This window comes from Exiguobacterium sp. s133, assembly GCF_018618595.1.
Lineage (GTDB): Bacteria > Bacillota > Bacilli > Exiguobacteriales > Exiguobacteriaceae > Exiguobacterium_A > Exiguobacterium_A oxidotolerans.
The window spans coordinates 17,687-43,660 of sequence record NZ_JACSMK010000008.1 but is presented as its reverse complement, the minus strand read 5'-3'; the positions used below and the strand labels follow the sequence as shown (position 1 = coordinate 43,660).

24 protein-coding genes and 1 pseudogene are annotated in these 25,974 nt (G+C 48.9%); 14 read left to right on the top strand and 11 right to left on the bottom strand.

Features of this window, described 5'->3' with window-relative positions; translation table 11 throughout:
• Positions 1–64: 64 nt before the first annotated feature.
• From KNP96_RS11410 to KNP96_RS11400, 3 genes are all read left to right on the top strand, one after another.
• Positions 65–1,828 (top strand): CDP-glycerol glycerophosphotransferase family protein, encoded by a 1,764-nt coding sequence (locus KNP96_RS11410; RefSeq protein WP_239456790.1) that lies wholly within the window; start codon positions 65–67, stop codon positions 1,826–1,828.
• Entirely contained in the window at positions 1,825–2,886 is a 1,062-nt protein-coding gene (locus KNP96_RS11405) for an acyltransferase family protein (RefSeq protein WP_088836055.1), read from the top strand. The genes KNP96_RS11410 and KNP96_RS11405 overlap by 4 nt, the downstream gene beginning before the upstream one ends.
• Positions 2,887–3,105: 219 nt before the next feature.
• On the top strand, positions 3,106–4,302 hold the full coding sequence (locus KNP96_RS11400; RefSeq protein WP_214770576.1) for an MFS transporter: 1,197 nt from the start codon (positions 3,106–3,108) through the stop codon (positions 4,300–4,302).
• Between the two features lie 99 nt (positions 4,303–4,401).
• On the opposite strand, the gene KNP96_RS11395 is transcribed toward KNP96_RS11400, so the two are convergent.
• The 3 genes from KNP96_RS11395 to KNP96_RS11385 form a co-directional block, all read right to left on the bottom strand.
• Entirely contained in the window at positions 4,402–4,734 is a 333-nt protein-coding gene (locus KNP96_RS11395; protein WP_214770573.1) for a hypothetical protein, read from the bottom strand.
• A gap of 172 nt (positions 4,735–4,906) precedes the next feature.
• Positions 4,907–5,359 carry a DUF4385 domain-containing protein gene (locus KNP96_RS11390; RefSeq protein ID WP_088836053.1) on the bottom strand — a complete coding sequence of 151 codons (453 nt, stop codon included), beginning with the start codon at positions 5,357–5,359 and terminating at the stop codon, positions 4,907–4,909.
• 53 nt (positions 5,360–5,412) lie between these two features.
• The gene (locus KNP96_RS11385; RefSeq protein WP_088836052.1) at positions 5,413–6,039 is read right to left on the bottom strand and encodes a TetR/AcrR family transcriptional regulator; all 627 of its coding nucleotides are present in this window, start codon (positions 6,037–6,039) and stop codon (positions 5,413–5,415) included.
• Between the two features lie 110 nt (positions 6,040–6,149).
• On the opposite strand from KNP96_RS11385, the gene kynU reads away from it, so the two are divergent.
• The 4 genes from kynU to kynB are packed head-to-tail and all read left to right on the top strand — an operon-like array spanning position 6,150 to position 10,317.
• A complete protein-coding gene (gene kynU, locus KNP96_RS11380) occupies positions 6,150–7,427 on the top strand; it encodes a kynureninase (protein WP_214767651.1) in 1,278 nt (425 codons plus the stop codon).
• A 10-nt stretch (positions 7,428–7,437) separates the two neighbouring features.
• Positions 7,438–8,820, top strand: a complete 1,383-nt coding sequence (locus KNP96_RS11375) for an amino acid permease (protein ID WP_214770570.1) — start codon at positions 7,438–7,440, stop codon at positions 8,818–8,820.
• Positions 8,821–8,840: 20 nt separating this feature from the next.
• Positions 8,841–9,680, top strand: a complete 840-nt coding sequence (gene kynA, locus KNP96_RS11370; protein WP_214770567.1) for a tryptophan 2,3-dioxygenase — start codon at positions 8,841–8,843, stop codon at positions 9,678–9,680.
• A 13-nt stretch (positions 9,681–9,693) separates the two neighbouring features.
• Positions 9,694–10,317 (top strand): arylformamidase, encoded by a 624-nt coding sequence (kynB, locus tag KNP96_RS11365; RefSeq protein ID WP_214770564.1) that lies wholly within the window; start codon positions 9,694–9,696, stop codon positions 10,315–10,317.
• 260 nt (positions 10,318–10,577) lie between these two features.
• On the opposite strand, the gene KNP96_RS11360 is transcribed toward kynB, so the two are convergent.
• Entirely contained in the window at positions 10,578–11,225 is a 648-nt protein-coding gene (locus KNP96_RS11360) for a cyclase (protein ID WP_214770561.1), read from the bottom strand.
• Between the two features lie 150 nt (positions 11,226–11,375).
• Between KNP96_RS11360 and KNP96_RS11355 the strand changes: the two genes are divergently transcribed.
• Entirely contained in the window at positions 11,376–11,879 is a 504-nt protein-coding gene (locus tag KNP96_RS11355; protein ID WP_214770558.1) for a hypothetical protein, read from the top strand.
• A 59-nt stretch (positions 11,880–11,938) separates the two neighbouring features.
• On the opposite strand, the gene cydC is transcribed toward KNP96_RS11355, so the two are convergent.
• Entirely contained in the window at positions 11,939–13,654 is a 1,716-nt protein-coding gene (gene cydC, locus KNP96_RS11350; protein WP_214770554.1) for a thiol reductant ABC exporter subunit CydC, read from the bottom strand.
• Positions 13,651–15,381, bottom strand: coding sequence for a thiol reductant ABC exporter subunit CydD (gene cydD, locus KNP96_RS11345; RefSeq protein ID WP_214770551.1), 1,731 nt, complete (start codon positions 15,379–15,381; stop codon positions 13,651–13,653). The genes cydC and cydD overlap by 4 nt, the downstream gene beginning before the upstream one ends.
• Positions 15,382–15,592: 211 nt before the next feature.
• Between cydD and KNP96_RS11340 the strand changes: the two genes are divergently transcribed.
• Complete coding sequence (locus KNP96_RS11340) at positions 15,593–16,075, top strand: Rrf2 family transcriptional regulator (protein ID WP_088836043.1); 483 nt, start codon at positions 15,593–15,595, stop codon at positions 16,073–16,075.
• A gap of 14 nt (positions 16,076–16,089) precedes the next feature.
• Positions 16,090–16,473 (top strand): nuclear transport factor 2 family protein, encoded by a 384-nt coding sequence (locus KNP96_RS11335; RefSeq protein ID WP_088836042.1) that lies wholly within the window; start codon positions 16,090–16,092, stop codon positions 16,471–16,473.
• 54 nt (positions 16,474–16,527) lie between these two features.
• Here KNP96_RS11335 and ypfJ read toward each other — a convergent pair.
• Positions 16,528–17,370: pseudogene (gene ypfJ / locus KNP96_RS11330) on the bottom strand (KPN_02809 family neutral zinc metallopeptidase); the annotation flags it as partial.
• A gap of 208 nt (positions 17,371–17,578) precedes the next feature.
• Here ypfJ and KNP96_RS11325 point away from each other — a divergent pair.
• From KNP96_RS11325 to KNP96_RS11315, 3 genes are all read left to right on the top strand, one after another.
• The gene (locus KNP96_RS11325) at positions 17,579–19,102 is read left to right on the top strand and encodes a methyl-accepting chemotaxis protein (protein ID WP_214770548.1); all 1,524 of its coding nucleotides are present in this window, start codon (positions 17,579–17,581) and stop codon (positions 19,100–19,102) included.
• A 272-nt stretch (positions 19,103–19,374) separates the two neighbouring features.
• On the top strand, positions 19,375–20,490 hold the full coding sequence (locus tag KNP96_RS11320) for a glycosyltransferase family 4 protein (protein WP_088836039.1): 1,116 nt from the start codon (positions 19,375–19,377) through the stop codon (positions 20,488–20,490).
• Positions 20,491–20,641: 151 nt separating this feature from the next.
• A complete protein-coding gene (locus KNP96_RS11315; protein WP_088836038.1) occupies positions 20,642–21,976 on the top strand; it encodes a sugar phosphate nucleotidyltransferase in 1,335 nt (444 codons plus the stop codon).
• 130 nt (positions 21,977–22,106) lie between these two features.
• On the opposite strand, the gene KNP96_RS11310 is transcribed toward KNP96_RS11315, so the two are convergent.
• Positions 22,107–22,742: a peroxiredoxin-like family protein gene (locus KNP96_RS11310; RefSeq protein WP_088836037.1), complete on the bottom strand. Its 636-nt coding sequence runs from the start codon at positions 22,740–22,742 to the stop codon at positions 22,107–22,109.
• Positions 22,743–22,806: 64 nt separating this feature from the next.
• Positions 22,807–23,850: a YcjF family protein gene (locus tag KNP96_RS11305; RefSeq protein WP_088836036.1), complete on the bottom strand. Its 1,044-nt coding sequence runs from the start codon at positions 23,848–23,850 to the stop codon at positions 22,807–22,809.
• 123 nt (positions 23,851–23,973) lie between these two features.
• On the opposite strand from KNP96_RS11305, the gene KNP96_RS11300 reads away from it, so the two are divergent.
• The gene (locus KNP96_RS11300; RefSeq protein ID WP_088836035.1) at positions 23,974–24,579 is read left to right on the top strand and encodes a hypothetical protein; all 606 of its coding nucleotides are present in this window, start codon (positions 23,974–23,976) and stop codon (positions 24,577–24,579) included.
• A gap of 149 nt (positions 24,580–24,728) precedes the next feature.
• Here KNP96_RS11300 and KNP96_RS11295 read toward each other — a convergent pair whose 3' ends face one another.
• Entirely contained in the window at positions 24,729–25,208 is a 480-nt protein-coding gene (locus tag KNP96_RS11295; RefSeq protein WP_088836034.1) for a GNAT family N-acetyltransferase, read from the bottom strand.
• Positions 25,209–25,270: 62 nt separating this feature from the next.
• On the bottom strand, positions 25,271–25,972 hold the full coding sequence (locus KNP96_RS11290) for a YjjG family noncanonical pyrimidine nucleotidase (RefSeq protein WP_088836033.1): 702 nt from the start codon (positions 25,970–25,972) through the stop codon (positions 25,271–25,273).
• Positions 25,973–25,974: the final 2 nt, after the last annotated feature.

Here is a 25,974-nt window from a genome sequence, read left to right as displayed (position 1 = left end):
GATTTTAAAAACCTATTACTTTTGTGTAAATACATTGTAATCATTTACGTGAGGAGAGATTGTTTTGACAGAAGAAACACTGATGCCGACTTTACAAGCGAAAGTCGACTATTTAGAGCTTGCCGGTACGACATTCCGCTTTGAGGCACGCTTGTTTGGATTAACTGAATTCTTGCAAGCAGAACAATTACTTTTCGAAAACCCGACAGCACAAGAAGGACAGGAAACAGAACGAGAAGATGACTACATTCAATCGGAAGCACCAGAAGCACCCATTCCGCTTGAACGTGCCATCGTCTTCCGCAATAAACGGAATAAACGGACGTTCATCCTCCGCTTCCCATTTGAAGGGGACTGGACAGAAGAGACCTTTACCGGCTCATTGAACCTCAATCACATCACACCGACGGGACGTCCTTTACCAATGGGCTATTTTGATGCCTTCTTCGCAATCGTCCAGGGCAACTCGATTTTACACGAAGCCCCATTCGGCGACACACGTGCACTGATTCCGGTCATTTACCGTGTCGATACGAAACATAGCAATCTGTTATTGAAACTCGAATATGAACTGGTCGTCCAACATTCTGAGTATAGCAACACCTTAAGCTTCCATTCCCTAAAACGCGGGGAGTCAAAACGTTTCATCCGGATGATTGACCGGTACAACAAATATAAAAAGGATTTCCGCAAACGCGCCTTTAAATTCCGTCGGTTTACGTTTAAAGCCATCTACAACGTCACGAAATGGACGCAGCCGATTGCGGAAGACAAAGTCTTGTTCGCTTCCGACTCACGGAGTGATGTCAGCGGAAACTTCGCCTACATTCTCGACGAAATCGAGCGACGCGATTTGAACCTCGACGTCAAGACATTCTTCAAACCGAATCTTCAATCCCGACGCGACTGGCGTGATAAATTCACATTGCCATATCACCTGGCGACAGCCAAAACAATTCTCGTCGATGATTTCTATCCGATGATCTATCCACTCAAAATCCGTAAAGGAACGGACCTCGTCCAGGTATGGCATGCTGTCGGAGCATTCAAGACGTTCGGTTACAGCCGCCTCGGTAAACCGGGTGGTCCAAGCGCCAACTCGCTCAGTCACCGGAACTATACGAAAGCAATCGTCAGTTCACATAATGTCGCGCGCCACTACGCTGAAGGATTCGGTCTCCGCGAAGATCAAGTCATCGCAACAGGTATTCCGCGGACGGATATGTTCTTCGACCAGGACTACATCGCTGCTGCGAAAGAACGGATTTATGAAGATTATCCAACATTCAAAACGAAAAAAGTCATCATGTTCGCGCCGACCTTCCGCGGTAATGGTGCGAAAAGTGCTTATTACGACTTCGACCAACTTGATTTAGATGCTTTGTACGAAGCGTTCCACGAAGAGTATGTCTTCGTCTTAAAAATGCATCCATTCGTTCGTCGTCGGATGGAAATTCCAGAACTGTACGCTGATTTCTTCATCGATTTGACGGATCACCGTGAAATCAATGAGTTGTTGTTCGTCTCAGACATTTTGATTACGGATTATTCTTCGACGTGTTTCGAATTTTCACTCTTGAACCGACCAATGTTGTTCTTTGCTTATGACTTAGACGACTACATCTCTAAACGTGACTTCTATTACGACTTTGAAGAATTCGTGCCCGGACCAATCGTCAAAAATTCGGATGAATTGATTGAACGGATTAAAAATGAAGACTTCGAAATGGACAACGTCAAAGCGTTCGCTGAGTACTTCTTCGAGCATCAGGACGGGAAATCAAGTGCCCGGTTCGTCGATCAAATCATTCTTGGAGAAAACAAATGACGGTTGCTCCAAAGCCGATTCCCGTGCCGGCTTACGATCACTGGCTCGGGAATTACAAAGTCTTGTTGATTTTCACGGTCGTCTTCGGTCACTTGATCGAGACGTTCCGCAATCTTGACGGCAATGATTCGGTCCAAATCGCTTACAATGTCATCTACTTGTTGCACATGCCGGCCTTCATCTTCATGAGCGGATACTTCTTCAAACAAGTCCGACCAAAACGAATCATTTCGTTTGTCGTTCTCTATTTTATTTGGCAGTCGATTCATGAAGTCTACCTAGCTTATGCGAACGATAAGACGCTCGAAGGACTGATTGACGGATTACTTCATCCGCTCGTCCCAAGCTGGACATTGTGGTACTTGCTCGGCATTATCATTTGGCAAATCGTCACACCGGGATTCCTCATCTTACGCTTCCCGCTCTTGGTCAGTGTCGCTGTTGCGCTTTTAATCAATGCAGACCCGGGTGCGATCACAAACTTCCTGTCGCTCCAAAAGGTGATTAGCTTTTATCCGTTCTTCTTGATGGGATATCTCGTCAAAGAACGCGGATGGTTAGCGAATGACGGCTTCCGCGATCGGTTGACGGGGCCTGCCGGACGACTCGTCGGTCTCGTCGTTTCACTGACGATTGCGATTTTTATGGGCATCTGGACAAAAAACGGTTTTGATACGGCATGGCTCTTTTACCGGGATACATACGGTGAATTTGAGGTCTCTCTCCTTAAGGGAGCGGCGACGCAACTGTTCCTTTATGCAGTCAGTACGGTCATGATTTTCTCCGTCCTCCTGATTGTCCCAAGACGATCTTTCGGTGAACGGTTTGACGAAATCGGGATTCAGACGTTAGCGATTTATTTACTCCATTCGTTCATCGTCCGTCTCTTCCGGGATTCCTTACCACCGGCCATCGCAGAATCACCGTTCCTGTTGATCGGCTTAGGGCTCTTGCTCGCGACAGTTCTTGTCTTTGTCCTGTCGAGTCGCCCGGTCGTCCGGATTTTGCGACCGTTGCTATCGCCGAATGTGAATTGGTTATTCAAGAAAACAAGCTGATGCTTTACCTGATACGTGTAGAAGCAGGTGACTTCATCTAAAACATCCAAAAAGGGATTGTCCATCGATTTTCAGATGGCAATCCCTTTTTCCGTATCCATTTCAAAATCAATCCGGTCTTTTCAGCCCTCTAAATTGACACAGTCTTTCTCTTGAAACTAAGATGATAAGGATGACACAATAATCGCTTACATAAGCGCGCAGAAAGAAGGGGTCCCCTTGCAAGCGGATCAACGTAAAAAATTAACGGTCTTGATGATCAACATGTTCATCGCCGTCGGGAGCTTCGGGATCATCATTCCGATTCTGCCTGCTTATCTCGCCTCCATCGGACAAGGTGGAACGGCTGCCGGGCTGATGATTGCCATCTTTGCCGGCGCCCAGCTCGTCATGTCTCCCGTTGCCGGAAAATGGGCCGATCAATACGGCCGTCGCAAGATGATCATCTATGGACTGATTGGTCTGACACTGTCGATGTTCGTCTTTTACTTCTCGAACTCGGTCGCAATTCTTTATCTGTCCCGTGCAATCGGTGGTATCGGTGCTGCCTTACTGATTCCGGCAATCTTTGCTTACGTCGCCGATATCACGACGATGGATCAACGGGCGAAAGGAAACAGTTATGTCTCGGCCGCGATGTCGCTTGGAATCGTCATCGGACCGGGAATCGGTGGGTTCCTCGCCGAATATGACTTAAAGTTGCCGCTACTCGTCTCAGCTCTCGTCTCGGGACTCGCCGTCTTGTTCAGCATCTTGTTGCTCAAAGAAAGTGATGTCCATGACGCAACAGCGATGGCACCGGACGAAGGATCGATGCTCAGTAAAATCTGTGCGTCGTTCCAAAAACCGTACTTCGTCCCACTCGTCATTACACTTGTCATGAGTTTTGGTCTGATGGCGTATGAATCCGTCCTTGGTCTCTTCATTGATAACCAATTCGGTGCTTCACCAAAGGATATCGCCGTCATGGTGACATCGACGGGTATCATCAGCGTTATTGCTCAAATCTTTATCGTCGACAAAATCACCCGGAGTCTGGGTGAAGGCAAAGTATTGAATATCTTTTTATTGATTGCGACACTCGGGTTTCTCGTCTCACTCTTCGCCTCGAGTTACGGCGGCTTCTTCGCCGTCACGCTGGTCATCTTCCTCGCGACGTCGATTTTACGACCTGTCTTGAACACGATGATTTCAAAACTCGCCGGGAACGAACAAGGCTTTGCGATGGGGATGAACAATGCCTATATGAGCATCGGAAACGTCCTCGGACCAACACTCGCCGGTCTGCTGTATGACGTCAATATCTTATATCCGTTCATGCTGGGACTTGTCTTCCTCGCCGTGACGTTAGTCGGCTCTGTCGTATGGCAACGCCGCCAGTCCCGGTTGATTGAAAAAATCGAACGTACGTCTTAAGTTTCACCCACTAAAAAAGAGTAGGACGACTCCGGATATATAGCGGAGACCGCCCTACTCTTTGTTTATCGTACGACATCTAAATGAATCGGTCTTTTCTTAACGTTGCAGCTCTTTTCGAAGACGGAATTCGGTCGCAATTAAACGAAGTCCTTTCACACTGACTTCTACCGCAAGCAAGACAAACAAGAAAGCCGTCCATTCTAACCAAAGAACATGATTGAAGAGCAGTCCGCAGAGCAGTGTCGTCAGAAAAACGCGACGCGTCGTAAAAAAGCTCGCTTCCTGTATTTCGCCTACGAAACTAAGTCCCACACTGCTTACGAATAACACGAGCAAAATAGAATACGCAACGGTCTCGATGTAATATTCCGTCACTGCATACATACTCAATCCGAACAGGATTAACACGACTTGCTTCAGCTTTTTCATCCTTTCACACTCCATGATTGATTTGTTTCATAATAACAAATCGTTCCCCTTCAAATCCGTCTTTTTTAGTGCAATATGGAAACTGATTTTTAAGAAAAATCGGAGGAAGCGTCGTCAAAGATATGTGCATCGCTGCAAGGTTACTGACGTATTGGATCCTCTTCGATTCATTTTAACCATATGCTTTTTGATGGGCTTTTTTTAACTTCAGGTAGTCTTCATCGGCCCGGATCAAGTCCCACTTCTCTTGAAAGATTTCAGCGGATTTTGCTTTTTCCGGGTCAATGTCCCGTTCGTTCAACTCGCCTTTTTCTTTATCCTTATATTTCCGCCCTCCCGGATAGTTCGCATAACGACGGGCACGTGTGTGTCCCATCTGAATGAACTTCCGTGCCATATCCATCCCGACGAAATCACCCGCCGCTTTATAGGCTAAGTACATTTCATAGATTTTTTCAGAGGACTCCTTTGCAATCTCCGGTGTCTTGAACCGCCAGTGCGGCAGGATTTCACCTTTATACGGTTCGACAAGCAGGACACCTTGCTCCCCCCGTCCGACGCGGTATTTTTCCGGTTCCTTCCGAAAGTCCGTCGTCTCGAAATCGATCTCATAATCAAATGCCACGGTTCCCACATCCCTTTAGTTAATTACAGGACAATTCCCCGCCATGCCTTCACTTAATCTTCTCGATACAATCCATGTGCATACACTTCCGTCAGCGTCCGCGCAATCTCATCGATCGTCGCCGTCGTTTCTGACCGGACGACTTCAAACAAATACATTTCATTTGCGAAAAACCACCCGCGTGCGACGAGTTTCGGATCAAGATCCATCCGGGCAAGCCCTTGCTGCTGGGCATATAAAATGTCTTGGCTGATTTGTTCAATGAACCGTTCCCGAATCTGTTTCCACTTCGTCCGGACGACGTACGATACGCCAATCGCTTGCTCGACGATCCGAAGCATCGCCCGCTCCTCATCCGCTAACCGAAGAAAGGCCGTCGCCTGTTCCAAAATCTGCTGTTTTGCGTCCGCACGCGAACGCGGCTCAAACACTTGCTCGGCAATTTTGTAAAACCGGTCCATGACGTCTTCCATCAGGACGATCAACAATTCATCCTTCCCTTCAAAATGAACGTATGCCGTTCCGTAACCGACACCTGCTTGTTTGATGATTTGTGAGATGGTTGCCGTTTGAAAGTCTTGCGATAAAAAGACGTCACGTGCTGCAACGAGCAGCTTTTCACGTGTTCGCACCGTCCGTAGATGACGTTTGTCGACTTTCGCCTGTCCTGGTTCCTTCATCCTCACACCACTCCTTTTGATTCGTTATTCGATAATATTGACACAGTGTCAATTTGTTTGCTACGCTTTTGTCAAAATTGATTGAGGATTCAGTTCGAGGAGGAACCGAGATGACACTTACCGCAAACCGTGAAGATGCAGTCCGCATGGATCAGCAAGACCAACTTGCACCGTACCGTAATGAATTTTATCTCCGTGAAGGGTCGATTTATATGGATGGCAACTCGCTTGGTCTCTTATCCAAACGTGCCGAACAGACATTGCTTGAGTCGCTGGCCGATTGGCGCGAACTCGGAATTGACGGCTGGATGCAAGGACGCCATCCTTGGTTCGAATTGTCGGAAAAACTCGCTGCCTTAAACGCCCCACTCGTCGGCGGGCGGGCAAACGAAGTCATGGTGACAGGCTCGACGACCGTCAACCTGCATCAACTCGTCTCGACGTTCTTTGCGCCGAGCGGACAACGGACAAAAATTTTAGCAGACAGTCTGACGTTCCCGTCAGACATTTATGCACTGCAAAGCCAGCTTCGCTTACGTGGACTCGACCCAGCCGAGCACCTTGTCCAAGTCGAGAGTCGTGACGGACGTTTCCTTGACGAAGAGGATTTAATTGCTGCAATGACAGATGACATCGCCTTGATCGTCCTCCCGACCGTTTTATACCGGAGCGGGCAAGTCCTCGACATGGAGCGCTTGACGAAGGCCGCCCATGACCGGGGAATCCTGATCGGTTTTGACGGCTGTCACTCCGTCGGTGCCGTCCCCCATGCGTTTCACGACTGGGGCGTCGACTTTGCGTACTGGTGCAACTATAAACATTTAAATGGTGGACCGGGAACCGTCGGTGGTCTATTCGTCCATGAGCGGCACTTCGGGACACTCCCCGGTTTAACCGGGTGGTTCGGTTCGCGCAAGGACAAACAATTCGACATGGATCACACATTGACGCCGGCAGAAGATGCGGGTGCCTTCCAGATTGGAACACCACATGTCTTAAGTCTTGCGCCGCAAATCGGTGCCCTCGAACTGTTCGCAGAAGTCGGAATCGGTGCCGTCCGGGAAAAATCGCTCGCCTTGACGGATTATATGATGCGCCTGGTCGATGAAGAACTTGCGCCTTACGGCTTCTTTATCGGAAGTCCTCGCGATCATAAGCAGCGTGGTGCACACTTGAGCCTCGAACATCCGGAAGCGGCGCGGATCTGTAAAGCGTTAAAAGCCCATCACATCATTCCCGACTTCCGTGCACCGAACATCGTTCGCCTCGCACCGGTCGCATTGTACAATACGTTTAGCGATGTCTACGACGTCGTTGCGACACTGAAGACCATTATGGAAGAGAAGGAATACGCGCAATTCGCAAATGAACGCGAAGTCGTCGCGTAAGGAGGTCATCATGAAAGAACACCCTACTGAACTACGACGTGACTTAAAAACACGTCAACTGACGATGATAGCGATGGGGTCTGCCATCGGGACGGGACTATTTCTCGGAAGCGGTCTCGCGATCAGTCTCGCCGGACCAAGCGTGCTGATCAGTTATGCGATCGGCGCCTTCATCGTCTTATTACTGATGGGCTGCCTCGCCGAAATGACGGTCGCCCATCCGACTTCCGGTGCGTTTGGAACAATTGCCGAACGCTATATCAGTCCCTACGCCGGCTTTCTCGTCCGCTATTCGTACTGGGTCGCGAACGTTCTCGCCATCGGGGTCGAGGTCAGTGCGATTGCAATTTACATGAAATACTGGTTCCCGGACGTTCCCGGTTACTTATGGATTTTATTGTTTGCCGGTGCACTCATTTATATCAATGCTACGACGGTCCATACGTTTGCGACGTTTGAATACTGGTTCTCCGTCATCAAAATCAGTGCCATTCTCATGTTCATCGTTCTTGGTGCGTACTTGATCATCGGTAGTCCGGCACCGGAAATCGGCCCGCAAAACTTCACGAATGATGGCGGATTCATGCCGTTCGGAATTTCCGGTCTGTGGGTCGCCGTCTTTATCTCGCTCTTTAGTTTTATCGGAACAGAATTAATCGCGGTCACGGCGGGTGAAGCAAAGGACCCGGACGTTGCCGTGCCGAAAGCATTAAAAGCGACGGTCTTCCGTCTCTCGACGTTTTATGTTCTGACGATCGCCGTCATGTTGATGATCGTCCCGTGGCAACAGGCCGGTGGGATTGATCAAAGTCCGTTCGTCAAAGTGATGGAGCTTCTGTCGATTCCGTATGCAGGCGGCATCATGAACTTCATCATCCTGACAGCTGCCTTGTCAGCGATGAACAGTCAACTGTATGCCTCGACGCGGATGATGTACTCGCTCTCGAAAGCGACCTACGCCCCGCGGATCTTCAGTCGTCTGAACGCAAAAGGTGTTCCGCTGTTCGCACTCGGAATCTCGACACTCGGTATCTTCTTAGCTGCCGTCATCAGCAGCCAATCGAGCGTCTCCTACCCGTTCATGATGGGGATTTCGATGTTCGGTGCGATTTTCACCTGGTTCATGATTTTTATTTCCCACCTCTACTTCCGCAAAGCCTGGGAACGGGACGGAGGGCGGAAACTACCTGTCCGGATGATGGGGTATCCGTATTTGACGGCGCTCGGCGCGATCTTGTTAGTCGCGCTCGTCATCACGACATGGTTCACGGACTTCCAAATTGTCCTGAAGTTCGGAATCCCATGGTTGATTTTCTTGACGATTGCCTACGCGTTTTGGAAACGAAATCATCCACCGCAAGCAGATCAACAGAAACGTTCACAATCACTTTAACGTAAAGGGGATCGATTGGAATGGAACAGACCGGTCACAATGAAATCGAGTCGACGATTCAAACGGATTTCAAGAAAGACATGTCGTACGGGGATTATTTACAGCTTGATCCACTACTCAGCAGCCAACACCGCTTATCGGATCATCATGATGAAATGCTGTTCATCATCATCCACCAGACAAGCGAGCTTTGGATGAAGTTGATTTTGCATGAGATGACGGCTGCGACAAAGGCAATTGCGGACGATCAGCTTGAACGTTCATTCAAGATGCTCGCCCGTGTCTCAAAGATTCAGCAACAATTGATTCAATCCTGGTCCGTCCTCTCGACGTTGACACCGGCAGAGTACCTCGAGTTCCGGGATTCGCTCGGGCACTCGTCCGGTTTCCAGTCCTATCAAAACCGGCAAATCGAATTTGCACTCGGCTTTAAAAACGCGCAGATGTTGCGTGTTTATGAACATGAAACAGAATTATTCGCTCAGCTGAACACTGATTTAAAAACGCCCAGCATCTACGATGAGACCGTCCGCGCGATGGCACGACGCGGTCTCGCGATTGATTCTGCTATCCTTGAGCGCGATGTCACACAGGACTGGGAAGCTGATGCCAGTGTCGAAGCAGCCTGGGGTGAAATTTACCGTGACGTCGCACAATACTGGGACCTGTACGAACTCGGTGAGAAGTTACTCGATATCGGCAGCCAACAACAAATGTGGCGCTTCAATCACATGAGTACGGTCGAACGGATCATCGGACAAAAACCGGGTACGGGCGGCTCGTCCGGCGTCAGTTATCTCCGGCGTGTCCTTGACCACCGCTTCTTCCCGGAACTCTGGTCCGTCCGTACAAAATTATGAGGGGGAATTCCTGATGAACCGCTGGATTGATGTTTCACAACCACTGTCTTCGTCCGTGACGACATGGCCGGGAGATACGAAGTTCGACTATACGATCAGTTGGAGTAAGGCTGACACCGGGTCCGTCAACGTCGGTAAGGTCACGATGAGCTTACACACGGGCACACATATCGATGCGCCGTTCCACTTTGGCGATGCAGGCAAAAAAGTCATCGAACTCGACCCCGATCTTTACATCGGTCATGCACGGGTCATCTACTTACCCGGTCGGACGGAACTCGTCGCAAGTGACCTTGACAGATTCGATTTGACGGATGTCCGCCGTCTCATCATCAAGACGGACGGCTGGGTCGATAAATCGGTTTTTCCTGAGTCGATTCCCGTCCTGACACCCAGTCTCGCCGAGCGACTCGGTACTCTCGGCGTCGAACTGATCGGTCTCGATCTTCCGTCCGTCGATGCGATCGACAGTAAGGAGATGGCTGCCCATCATGCCCTTGCGACACATGGTGTGCATATTTTAGAAGGACTTGTCCTCGATAAAATCGCACCTGGGGACTATCACCTGAACGCGGTCCCGCTCCCGCTCGTCGATGGTGACGGCAGTCCGGTCCGTGCGTTATTACGTCCGTATTGAACAGAAAAAAGAACGTTCTCGTTTTTTCGAGGACGTTCTTTTTTGACTGTAATGAAGTAACTTTCGGACAAACGTTTCACTTTTCGTGACTCCTACGGGGAAAAGTGCACGATTTTTGCGCTGTCAGAGGCAGGCAAGACCCTGCTACTTGGTTCGTTAGAACCAGGTAGCAACGGCTTGCGCCTCGCCCGAGGAAAGCACGAGAAGGAAGACACGTTTGTCAGTCACTCACTTCGCCTAGAAACGATAGACAACACCGTTCAACGAATTACCGTCACGGGAAAGAGTGTTTCTTCAATCCGTTTCGTCACATGCGCAACCGTCGCAAGCGACTGATCGACTTGAAAACCGATATCTAACGAATGATTCGCTCCAGGAATCAGCTCAACCATTAAGTGACTGGCCCGGCACCGTTCGAGTGCCGACGTTTCATGAAAGCGGTCCGCATCGCCGATGACGAGTAATCCCCGTTGCCGACTTGCGACAATCCCTTCCGCGATGAAAGGCACGGTCAAAAGCGGCGTCAGTAAAATGACTGTCGCTTCCGAAAAAACCGGTCGTTGCATCAACGTAACGAGCGGACCCGTTCCAAGGGATTTCGCGATGAACTGGTGCGTCAGATAGGTTTTTTCTTGTAAGACTTTCGCGATGACGGCCTCGATCCGGCGAAGGATTTCGTCGTCCGCTTCCTCGTCCGGCAACTCATAGATGTCGTCCGACATATAGTGAATCTCAATGATATTGACATCATGGTTCAGCAACATCATCCGACTATAGTAAAAGTAAGGATGATCGTAAACATAACTTGCGCCTGACAACAAAAAACAGACCTGTGACGACTCGGAGTAGTAATGCGTATATGAAACCAGTTGCTTCCCGACTGCGATTGTTTCGTGACGGATATCCATTGAACTCCCCCTTTTTAATTTTCCTTACTTTACCATCGATACATTATAAGGTCCATTAAAATTCCATTTCCATTCTGTAGGAAAACGGTCACCTGGCACTGACGATTCTTTTGTACACTGAATCCATCACATATCCTCTGGAGGTGCAGAATGGATTCAAAACGAAATGATGGGTTGATTGCTGTCGGTCTCCTGTGCGTCGAAGCCGGTCTTTTTGGTTTCGGTCATGCGATGTCCGTTTCACCTGAAGTCAGTTCCGGTAACGGCAATCCGGCCATTTTATTGGCAATGCTGTTAATCTTCTTATTCGTCACCAGCGTCCGTTCCGTCATCCGTTTCCTGCACCGTCTTCAAGTCCGTCCACCCGGACTGACGATTTTGCTGCTGCTCAGCGGGAGTTCCGCGCTGTTCGGTTCAATCTATCAAATCCATCACTACCGGACGTACCGGGCTGACTTGATTGATCATTTGATGCATCGCAAAGGAACGACACGTGATTTAGAATACATTCGTTCCATCACATCCGTCTTCGACATCCATATGAATGATCAGACTTTCAATAGTACGACTTTTTTTATTTTTACTTGTGCCATCCTTCTCGTTAGTAGCTCGTTCCTGCTCCTCCATCACTGGTGGCTCAACGTACCCCGTTAAACCACACGAAAAAACAGGATCCGCTGGCGCCGTTCGTGGCACAAGTGGATCCTGTTTGTTTAACGTGCGATTTGATCCGGCGTAAAGACGGATTGTTCGACTTGTTTTAATGCGTAGAAGGCACCTTGTCGGTTCATCAACTCATCATATGTTCCGACTTCGATGACTTGTCCCTGTTCCATGACGACGATTTGATCCATCTGTTCAAGACCCGCGAGACGATGGCTGACGAGTAACACGGTTGCGTCTGTCGCACGTGCGAACAGTTGACGTAAAATCATCTGTTCCGTCAAGGCATCGACGGACGATGTCGGTTCATCCAGCAAGTAGAGCGGTGCTTCGCGTAAGAAAATCCTGGCAATCGCGAGGCGTTGTTTTTCGCCTCCCGATAGATTTTCCCCTTTCTCGAGCACCTTGTCAGCCAGACTAAACGTCAAATCAACCTGCCGCAACGCCAATTCCATCGCTTCATCCGTCGCTTCCTCATGTGCGAGCTGCAAGTTTTCACGAATCGTTCCGTAAAAGAAATGATTCTGTTGCAAAACGACATTCGTTTGTCGCCACAAGGCTTCCGGATCGATTTCCGCTCCATGGACACCAGCAATCGTGATTCCGTCTACCGGATACATCCGGAGCAACAGTTGGAGCAAGGTCGATTTTCCGGAGCCACTCGCGCCGACGATCGCCGTCTTCGAGCCACGAGGGAATGTCACGCTGACGTTACGGAGGACGGGCCGGACTTCACCCGGAAATGAAAACGTGACGTCCGTTGCCGTAAGCGTCGGGGCAGCGTCCAGTTCAAACGGAGGATATGTCGGCATGACTTCGTCCGTTACGACGTCATCGAGACGCCGTGCAGCATGGCGGCTATCTTCGAAGAAGCCGGGTAAAATCGCCATCGGTGCCGCATTTTCGAATACCGTCAGTGATGTCATGACGAGCAACGCAAGGAAGACACCATCGAGTTGACCATCCGCGACGAGGTAAGCGCCCAGTCCGAGGACGAGCCACGAGATGACTAACGTCACCAGTGTATTGAGCGCCAGGTTCGAGACGGCATGCAGTCCGTTTCGCCGTTCTTCTGCAACATAGCGGGCTGCGACTTCGTTCAGTTCCGTCTCTTTGTTCGCGAGTTGCTGATAGATTTTTAAGTCACGGTAGCCTTGGAACAACTCTGTCACTTCCGTCGACAGTTCCCCGCGCCGCGCGCGAACGGTCCGCGCGAAACGCTGTTCCCGGTAAGCGAACCAGCCCGGGATGATAAATCCCGTCAAGAGCAGTCCGAACACGAGGACGAGCGCGACACTGAGTGAGAAGAAGCTGACAAAAAAGATTGTACACAGAAAGACGAGGACGAGAATGATCGGCGGATAGACGACACGTAAAAACGTGTTCTGCAGACTCTCGACATCGCCGACGATTCGCGCGAGCAAGTCACCGCTCCGGTACTTCGCGAAGATGCCCGGCGCAAGCGGTTCGAGCCGTTTGTAAAACGTCGTCCGTAAATCACTCAAAATCGTAAACGTTGCCCGGTGCGAGTAATAACGCTCCGCATACCGACTGACGGCACGCGTCAGGCTTGATATTTTTTGCAAGGCAATCAGTACAGCGAGTGTTTGAATCGGTGGCAACAGTGCCGCCTTCGAAATCAGGAAGCCGCTTGCTGCAAACAGACCCACCGCCGTGACGCCGGCAAGAACACCAAAGACAATCGAGAGGACGATATCCCGTTTCTGGTGCAGCATCAATCGAAAAATACCCATCAATTCTTTCATCGTGTTTCCTCCCCTCGTTGGACGGCACGCATCCGTGCGTATTCCGAATCCCGTGTGAGTAACGCCTCATGTGTGCCTTGGTCGACGATCCGGCCGGCCTCTAAAATGACGATGTTGTCCGACTGTTCGATCGTATGCAGACGGTGTGCGACCGTGATGACGGTCGCCGTCCGTCCGAGTTCCTGGATTGCCTGCTGTAACAGGTGTTCCGTCTTGACGTCGAGTCCCGTCGTCGGTTCATCGAACAGGATGACGTCCGGCCGTTTTAAGAAGGCACGGGCGAGTGCGACCCGTTGTTTTTCGCCACCCGATAGACCGCGCCCCCCTTCACCGATTCCGGTGTCGAGCCCGTCTGGTAAACTCGCAATCAGTTCCCCGAGTCCTGCGGCAGCTGCCGCACGCTCGATGTCTGTCCGCGTCGCCTCCCGTAATTCACCAATGGCGATGTTGTCGGCGAGTGTCCCCGCATACAGGTAAGGATGCTGCGAGATATAGCTGAGCTGTCCGAACCAGCTCGTTTCCGTGATTTGTGCGCGTGGCTGACCATTCAGGAGAACTTCGCCGTTCTTTGGATCGGCCAGTCCCGCGAGTAACTGCAGGACGGTCGACTTCCCGGCACCACTTCGTCCGATCAAGGCGACTTTTTGGTACGGTTCGATGCGCAGCGTGACGTCGGTCAGTGCAAACCGCTCGTCCTGATACGTAAAGTCCACGTTTTTTAATTCAATCCGCGGTGGTGTCGCGGACTTTAATTCAACCGTTCCGAACGTTACGCCCCGGTCGTCTTGCGTCAGTTCAGACGCAATCTGTTTCGCCGCCGCAACACTGCCCCGTCCGGTATGGAATGCTGCCCCCATCTCTTTTAAGGCCAAATAATACTCCGGTGCAAGCACGAGCATCAGGAAGGCCGGAACAAAGGTGATGCTTTGGAATAAAATCAACCGCAAGCTGACCTCAAGCGCAATCATCCCCATGCTGAGCATCGAGATGAACTCAAGCATCAACGACGACAAGAAGGCGAGCTTCAGCACGGTCAGCGTCGCATCGCGGAAGTCGAGACTACTCCGTTCGATGACGTCCTGCTGTGCTTTCGCGCGACCAAACAACTTTAACGTCGTGATGCCTTGCAGCGTATCGAGGAAGGTTCCGGAGAACGCCGTCATCTTCTCGAGCTGCGTATCGGCACGTTTTTGCGTCATGATTCCGATGACGATGTAGAACAGTGGAATGAATGGTGCCGTGATCATCATGACGAGTCCCGTAATCCAGTCATAACTGAATGCTGCGATCAGCACCATCAAGGGAACGATCGACGTCTGGATGACTTTCGGCAAGTATTGGCTGTAATAGCTGTCCATCTCATCGACCGCGTCAAGCAACACACTGACCTTTTGTCCCGACTGTCCTTGCGACATCACTTCGACGGAACTCATCGTATACTTCGCGACGAGCGCCTGGCGAATGTCTTGTTTGACACGTGCCGCGAGAACCGTCCCGAGCCGCCCGTTCCAGTACGTGACAGCGACCCGTAACATCAGCATGAGCAGTAAGATACCGAGTAGCGGAACAATTGCCGCAAAGGCGTCCCCTTGGAGAAAAATGCGGTCGACGATGATGACGATCAAGTACGATTGACCGATGACCGCAATCCCCATCAGGACAGCCGCCAGCATCAATTGCAACATGATCGTACGTGGAATCGAGATGATTCCTTTAAGTGGATTCATATAAAAACGCCCCTTCACAAATTGTGAACGACTTTTAGTGAATATTTTCACATATCGTACATTCAGTATACCGAATCCTTCGTTTAGTTGCCATGAGAATGCCGCTCCAAAGGTGTGACGGTTTTGTGAGAAGCGTTTTACTCGACAAAATTGCTAACGTCCACTATTATAGACAATAGTTATCTACGTTATACAGAAAGGGCGAATTACCATGCAAATGAAAACCGGAGTCGAACAATCCGTCTACGCGATGCTGTTACTGACCTTTTTGCCGGAGAAAGGACTTTTACCCGGTGAGTTCATCAGTCAGCAGCTCGGCGCTTCACCGACGTACTTTCAAAAACTATTGCGTAAACTCGTCAGTGCCGACCTCCTTCTGTCTGTCCCGGGGGTCAAAGGCGGTTTCCGACTGAATCAACCTTCCGATCGGATTCGTATCTTTGACGTCTACGAAGCCATCGAAGGAAAACAATCCCTTTATGCTTCAAGTGGTGTCTTTGAAGACTTGATGGGCATCAAAGAACAGAACGTCCGCCTCTTATCTAACTTGATGACGGAAGCGGAAGATGCTTGGCAATCGACCTTAAAACGTGAAACGATTGGATCGCTCCGACAGGAAATCGACAGGAACTGTCCCCCTGACCACTTAACGACATTGCAAGCCTTGATTGAACAACAAATGATTCGCAACTAAAAGGAGACTTACGCATGACTACACTTGACCGCTACTTTGAGTTATTTGACGCTTCCCGGACCGATGAACAGGCTTTTAGTGACCTCTCTTCCCTCTTTTCGGACGACATCACGTTCGTCTTGAGTGGACAGGAACAACATGGCATCGACGCCTGGAAAAAATTCGTCCGCCTGGTCTTCACTGCCAACCAGGACATCAAGCACATGTATGAAGCCTGGCTCCCGTCAGCAGATGGCGATACATTCGAGACACGCTGGGCCGTCTGCGGCAAGCGGGCTGACGGAGCGGTCTTCACGCAGGACGGGACGGATATCGCCCGCCTTGATGCAGACGGAAAAATCGTCTACCTCGCCAATGTGCCGGATGATGCGAAGATGTTTAACAATTACAACGACTAACCCAGAGAGACCGTTCCCCACTCGGAACGGTCTCTTTTTGAAGTCATCCGCTTGTAAGTTTGCTGCTTCGAACGTGTCGCCGCCTTCAATCGTTCCGTTATCAAAACCTTTTTGGAACCAGCTTTTCCGTTGTTTCGATGTCCCGTGCGTAAAGCTTTCCGGCACGACGTATCCTTGACCTTTTTTCTGAAGGGTATCGTCACCGACGGCATTTGCAGCACCAAGCGCTTCTTCAAGGTCGCCTTCTTCCAACAAGTTCTCCCCTTGCGCGTGATGTGCCCACACGCCGGCATAATAATCTGCCTGCAGTTCGAACCGGACGAGGTATTTATTGAATTTCTCTTCGCTCATCTTTTGACGGAGCGGCATGATCTCATCTGACGTCCCGAGTAACGTCTGGACGTGATGACCGACTTCATGGGCAATGACGTAAGCCATCGCAAAGTCGCCAGGCGCCCCGTACTTAGTTTGTAATTCATCATAAAAACTTAAATCAATGTATAATTTCTGATCGCCTGGACAATAAAAAGGACCGACCGATTTTCCGGCTTGTCCACACGCTGAACTGACTTGGTCGGTATAAAGGACAAGTGTCGGTTCTTTGTATGTCATCCCGTCTTGTTTAAACTCCTTCGTCCAGACACGTTCCGTATCGGCGAGCACGACCGAGACAAAATCGGCGGCTTCTTTTTCTTTCGCTGTTTCTTGATAGCCTGAGTTCGTCCCGCTCTCTGAACCGGATAAATCCCCAAGCAAATCAGCAGGATTCCCACCCATCAACGTCACGACGATCAAGATGATGATGCCAAGTCCACCTCCGATTCCCGCGATTCCTTTCCCACCCATTCCCCGGCGGTCTTCTACGTTTGAACTTCGTTCTCTTCCCTTCCACTTCATGCGGCTTCCTCCTACCAATTTCGATGTTTTTATATACCCGTTCAGGCATTTATTCATGCCACGTTCTTTTAGAAAAATAATGGATGTGCATCTAACTTTTTTTCCAGTCAACAAACACATGCGTGCAACCGATAGTCTTGATACGTCTACCAAAACAGGACTTTGTCTTTGTTTTAGTTTCAACTAGAAATCGGAGGAATTTTATTTTATGAAACGTCATCAACTCATGCTCAGCATCACGTCTCTTATCGTCGTTTTATCTTTAATCGTCCATGGACTCCACCGCTTCACAACGTTTGGAGAAGGCTACTCCCTTTTACAGGGAAAAGGACCAGCCGCGTCGCTCGCTATGTTAACGGTCGTCGCGCTGATTCCTATCTTTTTTCTCTTCGCAGCTGTTATCCTGTACCGCCTTAATCCGCAGAGTAAACAGGTCGCCATCCTCTTGACACTGACGCTGACATTCGCAAGCATGTCAATCATCGCCGGTGGAGAGGGTCTCGTCGAATATCACTTCTCGATTTTCATGGTTCTGGCATTGATTGCCTATTTCCGGCGAATCGATTTAATTCTAATCAGCACGGTATTATTTGCGATTCAGCATCTTGCCGGATTCTTTTTTGCACCGACGCTACTGTGCGGAACGACCGGGTATCCGTTTAGTTTGTTGCTGATTCATGCAGTGTTCTTAGTTTTAACGAGCAGTGCCCTGATCATTCAAGTATTCGTTCAAAATCGTGAACGTCACGCGGCGCACGCACGGGAAACGGAAGCAAACACGTTAATCACGAACGTCAGTCAACAAATCGAAGCACTGGTCGGTCATTTAAAAACGAATACGACACACTTGAAGCAAGCTGCTGCAAACTCAGTTGTCGTCACAGATCAGATTGCTACTGCCATCGAACCGATCGTCGACTCTGCCGACGGTCAATATCAATCGATGCAACATGGAACGAATCAGTTACAGCAAGTCAATCAAGCAATCGCGACGATTCAAACACAGATGGCGACGACGGCAGACACAGCCGTCCACATGACAGCCACCGCACGTGAAGGAAATGAAGAGATGCAGTCGATGGAACGCCGGGTCGAAGCAATGGTCGAAGCGACGAACCGCTTAAACGATTCCGTCGAGACGATGACAGGACGCTCCGATCAAATCCAGACGATTCTCGCGAGTCTTGAAGCAATTGCCGGGCAAACGAACTTACTTGCACTCAATGCAGCGATTGAAGCTGCGCGCGCCGGTGAAGCGGGACGCGGCTTCGCCGTCGTTGCGACCGAAGTCGGGCATCTCGCCGTCCAGTCACGAAGCTATGCCAATGAAGTGACGGAAGTGTTAGAGGCTCTTGTCGAAGACACAAACCAAATCAAGGCGACGGCCCGAGCGTATGCCGAGACGTTGACGGAAAACCGTCAGATGACGAAACGCGTCGGTCAGACCTTCGCTGATATTACAGGAATGATTCAAGATGTCGAACAGCATATTCGCTCGATTCAAACAGCACGCCAAGGTGTCGGTACGCAAATGCTTGAAATCGGTGAACGCATGGATACGACACGTGTCGCCTCGCTCGAGGTACGGCGCGGGATCGAATCTACAGCTGCAGGACTCGAAGAACAGGCTGGTGTCCAACACGAATTTGAAACGATGACCGATTCACTCAATCAAATGACCGATTCGCTCGAACAACTCGTCGATAAATTAACGAATCATGTTAAATCCTAAAAAGCAGGTCCCTTCGTTAACGGGGACCTGCTTTTTAAAATTAAATGAAACCCTTCTAGGAATCTGCGATCCCTACCTCGAATAACTAATTAAGACTGACAGTATTAAAGAAAAATCCCTGATATTATACTGCAGAGTCTTGCGGTGAGAAAATGGACTTCAGATGACGTTGTCAGCTCTCACCTCCCTTTAAATAGCGAGGCGGTAGCTTACTCGCCCTTTCGAGACCCTCTTTTTGAATGGACCTACTACACGTATAGGAGGACATGATAATGAAACCACACCTCTTATTTTTGTCTTGGCGTGATATTAAACATCCGAAAGCAGGCAGTGCTGAAGTTTTCATTCACGAAGTATTGAAACGGGTTGCCGAAGATTATCGCCTTACCCACATCTCACCTGGCTTTGATGGTGGTCACGACGTTGAATTTCTTGATGGTGTCACCTATATCCGACGCGGAACAAACGCAACGGTCCTTCTGTATGCTTTTCACTATTACCAGATACATGCATCGACAATTGATCTCGTTGTCGATCAAGTCAATACCCATCACTTTTTCACTCCGCTTTATGTACCACGAGAAAAACGTGCCCTATTCATTTATCGACTAACACGTGAAATTTGGAAGATCAACGTCAACCAACCGTATGCCTGGTTAGGAGAACGGACGGAAACGCCCCGCCTCCGCCTCTACCGGAACGATTTGGCGGTGACTGTCAGCAAATCGACCACTGACGATTTAATCGATGTCGGATTCGCTCCAAAACGAATTACGATTTTACCGGCAGGAATCAATTTCACCCCATGGCCAGAGATAGACTGGAAAAATAAAGAAGAAAAACCGACTTTTCTTTACATTGGTCGTATGTCCGCCTATAAAGGAATCAACGATGCGATTAAAGCGTTCGTCATATTCAAACAGGAGTTTCCGGAAGCCCGTTTTTGGGTGATTGGTGAAAAAGATGAGACCTACATTGAAGAGCAACTAAATCCTCTTCTTCCGGAAGAAATGCGTCAAGATATTACCTATTTCGGCTTCGTCAGTCATGAAGAGAAACTTGAGCGAATGAGCCGGGCGACCGCTTTATTATTTCCATCAAAGCGCGAAGGCTGGGGGTTGGCAGTCAGTGAAGCTGCTGCTGTCGGGACGCCATCCATCGTCTATCATGCTCCCGGTCTTCAAGATGCTGTACAGTATGGATTAGCTGGATATATGACAACGTTCCAGACTCCAGGCGCATTAGCCATTGAAATGCGATCATGCATTCGGGATACAGAACAGTATGATACGATTCGTTACGCCTCTTACCTTTTCGCAAAAACACGCCACTGGGACTATACCGGATCCCGTTTTCGGGAATGGATACAGAAAACGTTGACTCGGTGACTAATGGTTTCTTAAAAGACCATTAGTCTATAAGTGAATTATGTGTTTTCCACTTTTCAACTCAGAACATGTCTCAATTGTCCAAAGAAATAGGAACTATTATTCATTTGCATAAATACAGTTAACCGTTTCATTGAAAGGATGGATTGGCATGTACATTTTATTATTGTCTGGCGGGTCCGGAAAAAGATTATGGCCCCTTTCAAATGACTTAAACTCAAAACAATTTTTACGCATTTTAGAAGACCCGTCCGGGAAAAAACAGTCCATGATTGAACGTGTTTTTCTCCAACTTCAAGAAATCAAGTTAGCTGAACGCACTCTGATTTCAACAACAAAATCACAGCTCGATGCTATCGAGCATCAATTAGGTCCAGATGTCGCCGTTATTTGTGAACCTTCGCGTCGTGATACGTTTCCTGCCATCATGCTTGCAACAAGTTACTTAGCTGAAAACATTGATTCGACAGAGACAATTGTCATCATGCCCGTCGATTCTTATGTAGATATGTCCTTTTTCGAGAGGTTTAGTTTACTCGATACGGCTGTCCAATCCCATCCTGACGCGTTGCATTTAATGGGTGTCGAACCACTTCATCCAACCTCAAAGTATGGTTACATTATTCCAGAAACAGCCAATCAGATGGCACGGGTAAAGAAGTTTCAAGAAAAGCCGACAATCATCTTAGCTGAACAATTAATTAAAGAAGATGCACTTTGGAGTTGCGGTGTCTTTGCTTGCCAACTCGATTTTCTTATTAAACAATTGTTTGCTCAAAACGTTCCTACCACCTACTGTGATCTACTCCGCTCTTACGACTCTCTTGAAAAAACATCTTTTGACTATGCGGTTGTCGAAAAAACGGAACTGATTTACGTACATCGGTATGAAGGTCCGTGGAAAGATCTCGGAACCTGGAATACGTTAACGGAGGAAATGCCGAGTGTTCTTCATGGAAATGCTCATCTTCTGAAATCAACAAATACACATATTGTAAACGAACTTCAAATTCCAGTTCTCGGAATTGGATTGGATGATTTAATAGTTTCCGTTAGTCCTGACGGTGTCTTGGTTTCTTCTAAAGAAGAAACGACCCATTTAAAAGAATATCTCGTCCACCAAGACCGACCTCCACAATTTGAATGGAAACGCTGGGGCTATGCGACAATTTTGCATCAACAATTACTTGAAGATGGACGATATGCAATTACACGACGCTTGCACATTAAAGAAAATCATCAAATCAGTCATCACTATCATGAACATACCGCCTCAACCTGGAGCATTCTTAAAGGAAGAGCGGAAGCAATCATTGATGGTAAACATCAGACGCTTGAAGCACCATCGGTTGTCCACATCCCCCAAGGCGTCTCACATACATTAAGAACGGTAAATGACTTAATTATGATTGAAATCAAACACTCCGTCGATTGGACAGAAGAAGACAACTATCCATTTCCAACCTCATTTCCCACTCAAGATTAATTCGTTTTTTATACTGTAGTTCTTTTTAAAATAATTCCGTCGCATACATCAAACAGCAGTCCTTCGTCTTATGAACGAAGGACTGCTGTTTACGAATAGAAAAATAAAGGAGTTGATCATTTATAACATTTTAAAGTTTTGAGATGATCGTTAACGGATCAACACGTTGCGTGTAGTCAGACGGAACGTCAGCAAACGAAATTTCACCTGACGGCTGAATGATGAACGTTGCTGGTTTCGGTAGCTGCCAGTCTTCATTCCCGTTATGTCCGGCAACGTCCAGCCCTGATTCTTTGTACACTTCAACTAAATAGTCCGGCATCTCGAAGACGAGATCAAATTGCCCTGCGACGACATTATCGACGTCACTGAGGACAGCGAACTCTAAGTCATTTTTTTCTTGCGTCGAGAGTGAATGATCCGGTGTCTCAGGACTGATTGCGACGAGTGTCGCTCCTTTTTCCTGAATCTTCGCCAGTTCACGTTGGTACGCACGGAGCTCTAAGTTACAGTACGGGCACCATCCGCCACGATAGAACGTGACGATGACGGGACCTTGTTCAAGTAAATCCGCTAAAGCGACGGATGTCCCTGCCGCGTTCGGTAGCGTAAAGCGAGGTGCCTCATCTCCGACAGCTAATCCTTTTGCTCCGTTTGATGCTGCGAGTTCTTCTGTTGCTTGCGTCATCAGCTTCTGCTTTTCAGCCGGTGCTTTTTGACGGAACTGTTCTTGATACGCTTGAATTTCTTCTAATAATGTAGACATGACAATCCCTCCCTGTTGTTTTTCATAGCATAACAGGGTATTTCAAAAAAGACTGAGATTATGCTCACTCCGATTTTTTTCGGAATCGTTTCACAAATCCTATCAAGCTTTCCGGTGTCAGTTCGAGTTTGTTCTCGTACGCATATTTTGTTCCGTAACCAAGTGCGAGTGTCGCCGTCGAGGCGATACCCGCTCCGAATACAGCCCCGTACCCGGGCACCATCTTCGCCAGTTGGCGAAAAGCCGTTTTTCCTGAATTGCCGACGATCGTCACGACAAGCAACTCTTTCGCACTTTCTTTCGATAAGTTCCGTTCATATAAGTTCGACAGCTTCAGCATCAAACCGATTTGAATCGACGTCAACGGAATGATATCTGCGCCCGGGAACGGGACCGCTCCGATTGCACCAGCCGCCGTCCCGGCCCCGACAATCCAGTTGTTAGCGACTTTCCCCCGTAACGAAGGATCGATTTCGCGGACAAACAGATTATCCTTGTCGAACTTTTTTAGGATATCGAGGACCTCACGCCGCAACCGGTCGATATTCGTCCCATCCTTCGCTGATACAGGGACAAGGGTCGGTCCCGGTAACTTCGTTTCGATGTGCCGGGTGACGGTCTCTAAGTCGTTCGTCGCATCAATCTTCGTCACGACGATGATGATGTTTTTATTATGGGCATAAATCTTATTGAAATTTTTTGTTTCCGTCTCCGATAAGACGGTCCCCGCTGCATTCAAGAAATACAAAATAACATCCGCACTTTCGTAAAACTGCCACGTCGTATCTGAATTCAAGCTGTTCGCGTCATTGAGTCCCGGCGTATCGACGAAGATGACTTTATCTTCCGGGTGCTGCCGAATCTGATCGATGCGTGTCGTTTCACCCGGTTGCGCTCCGACCGTCGCGACGTCACGCCCAAGAATCGCATTTAATGTCGACGATTTACCGGCATTGACGTCGCCAATCAGGGCGACGGTCACTTCTTGATTAAGCGACTGGTTAAAGTCGCGCCGTTCTGCTTCAAACGATTGGTCAAATACTTCCTCAAGCTTTGATTTCCGTTTCTGTTCATTCGTCTCAAGTCCCTCACCAAAAAAGTCGTCCATCGTTACCCCTCCTGAAAATATGTGCTGTCAGTCTTTTCCCGTTCTTCATTGAAATCATCCAAGGAAAACGATAAGCTTGATGATGGATAATGTTTCCAACACACGAAGGAAGGGGCTTCTTCTATGAAAAACTGGATGTACATACCACTTGCCGCCCTTATCTTGACAGGGTGCAGCCAAAACCACGATCAAATCGAATCCGCTACGAAAAAAGTACCTATCACCCAGGCCACTTCTACCTTCACACTCTCCCCCCTACCCGTTACAGAAGGGGAAGAAAAATTTGCCACACTTGCCAACCAACAGATTGGCGCCGTTCAGCTAAAAGGAACATTAAAGGCGACCCACTGGCTAAAAGGTGTCGAATATCTCCCGGACAAACAAGAACGGGTACTGTTCTCGATGGAACTTGAACCGAAAAAGTACGATACCACGATCCGGTTTTCCCAGTCTTTCTCGGATGATCTGATTCAATTCGGGATTGATGTCGGTGATACGGTACTCTTCGGTGACGATACGTTTACGCATCTTGATGATTACATCGTTCGCGGTGCCGACTTCCGCTCAAAAACGGCTACGGCGACCCCTTATAATCTTTTGATGGTCTATCATCTGTCAAAAAATAAAGAAATGCGCGGGTTTAATTTAAATGAGGTCACGCGTCCCGCTGACGTACCACTCAAAAAAGGAGAGCGGATTTTCGGAATCGTATTATCCAATCAGAAGTAAAGCAGAACCCGTCCCGCACTTCTAGTTCAGACGGGTTTTTCCTTGTCCTTTCATGTCGTTCTGAAACGAATAATTCAACAAAGAGTGGCAGACTCAATCGCTGCCACTCTTTGTTGTATAGAAACTGACTTTTGCGTCAGCCCCATTTTTTAAATTTCACTTCTCCGCTCGAGTAACACGGTATCCCGCCAGACACCAGCCAACTGTCCGATTCGTTCCCGACGACCGACTTCCCGGAAACCGAACCGTTGATGGAGTTTGAGGCTGGCGATGTTTTCCGGAAAGATTTGTGAATGCAACGTCCAGATGCCTGCTGCTTCACTCGACGTAATGACCGCCTGCATCAATACCGTCCCGACTCCTTTTCCCCGTGCGTCTTCATCGATATACAAACTGACTTCGGCAACACCGGCATAGGCCGGAATCGACGAAAATGGACTGATGGCGATCCATCCGAGCATTTTCCCGTCTTTTTCCACCACAATCCGGCTGTGTATGTGGTGATGGGCATCCCAGTAGTCAAACGACGGTACTTCCGTTCGGAACGTCGCATTTTGTGTCTCGATTCCTTGCTGGTAAATCCGACCGACTTCCGGATAATCTGCTGCGGTCATCGCTCGTAGATTCATGACAACCTGCTCCTTTTCTAGTCTTTTATCGCTTCGCGTCAAACGATCTTGACATATTTTCGTTATCGAACTCGTTCCGTCGTCCGCAACAGATCAAGCAACTGTTCGAGCCGTTCGATGGTGTAGGTCGGTGTCAACTCACTCGGAGCCGTTTCCTGACCCGGGTTAAACCAACACGTATCAATTCCGGCCGAAATGCCGCCTTGGATATCTGCAGTCAAGGAGTCGCCGATGAGCAGTGTTTGCTCCGGACGGAATTCCGGAATCCGGTCGAACACATACGTAAAGAAAGCACGCATCGGTTTTTGATAGCCCGTGTCTTCGGAAACAAAAATCTGATCGAAGTACGGCAACAGTCCTGAACCAGCGAGCCGTGCATGTTGTGTCCGCGAGACACCGTTCGTCACGACGTAGAGTTGGTAATGTCCTTTTAACTGCCCGAGTAATTCGTGTGCTCCGTCAATCAAATCCGTTCCCTGACCGAGATACGTCCGGTAGCGCTCATCCATCTGTTTCCCGTCGACCACCCATCCCTGCTCTGCAAAAAACGTCACGAAACGTTCCGAGATGACTGCGTCTCGCGTCACTTCCCCCCGTTCGAGGGCTGCCCATAAGGCTTTGTTAATGGACCGGTACCGGGTTTCACGTTCTTCCGTCCATTCGAGCTGTTCGTCCACGAATAGTTTTCGCAGCGCCCAGCGTTCCGTTGCGTCAAAATCAAGTAAAGTATGATCGATATCAAAGAGTAATGTTGTATAGTTCATTC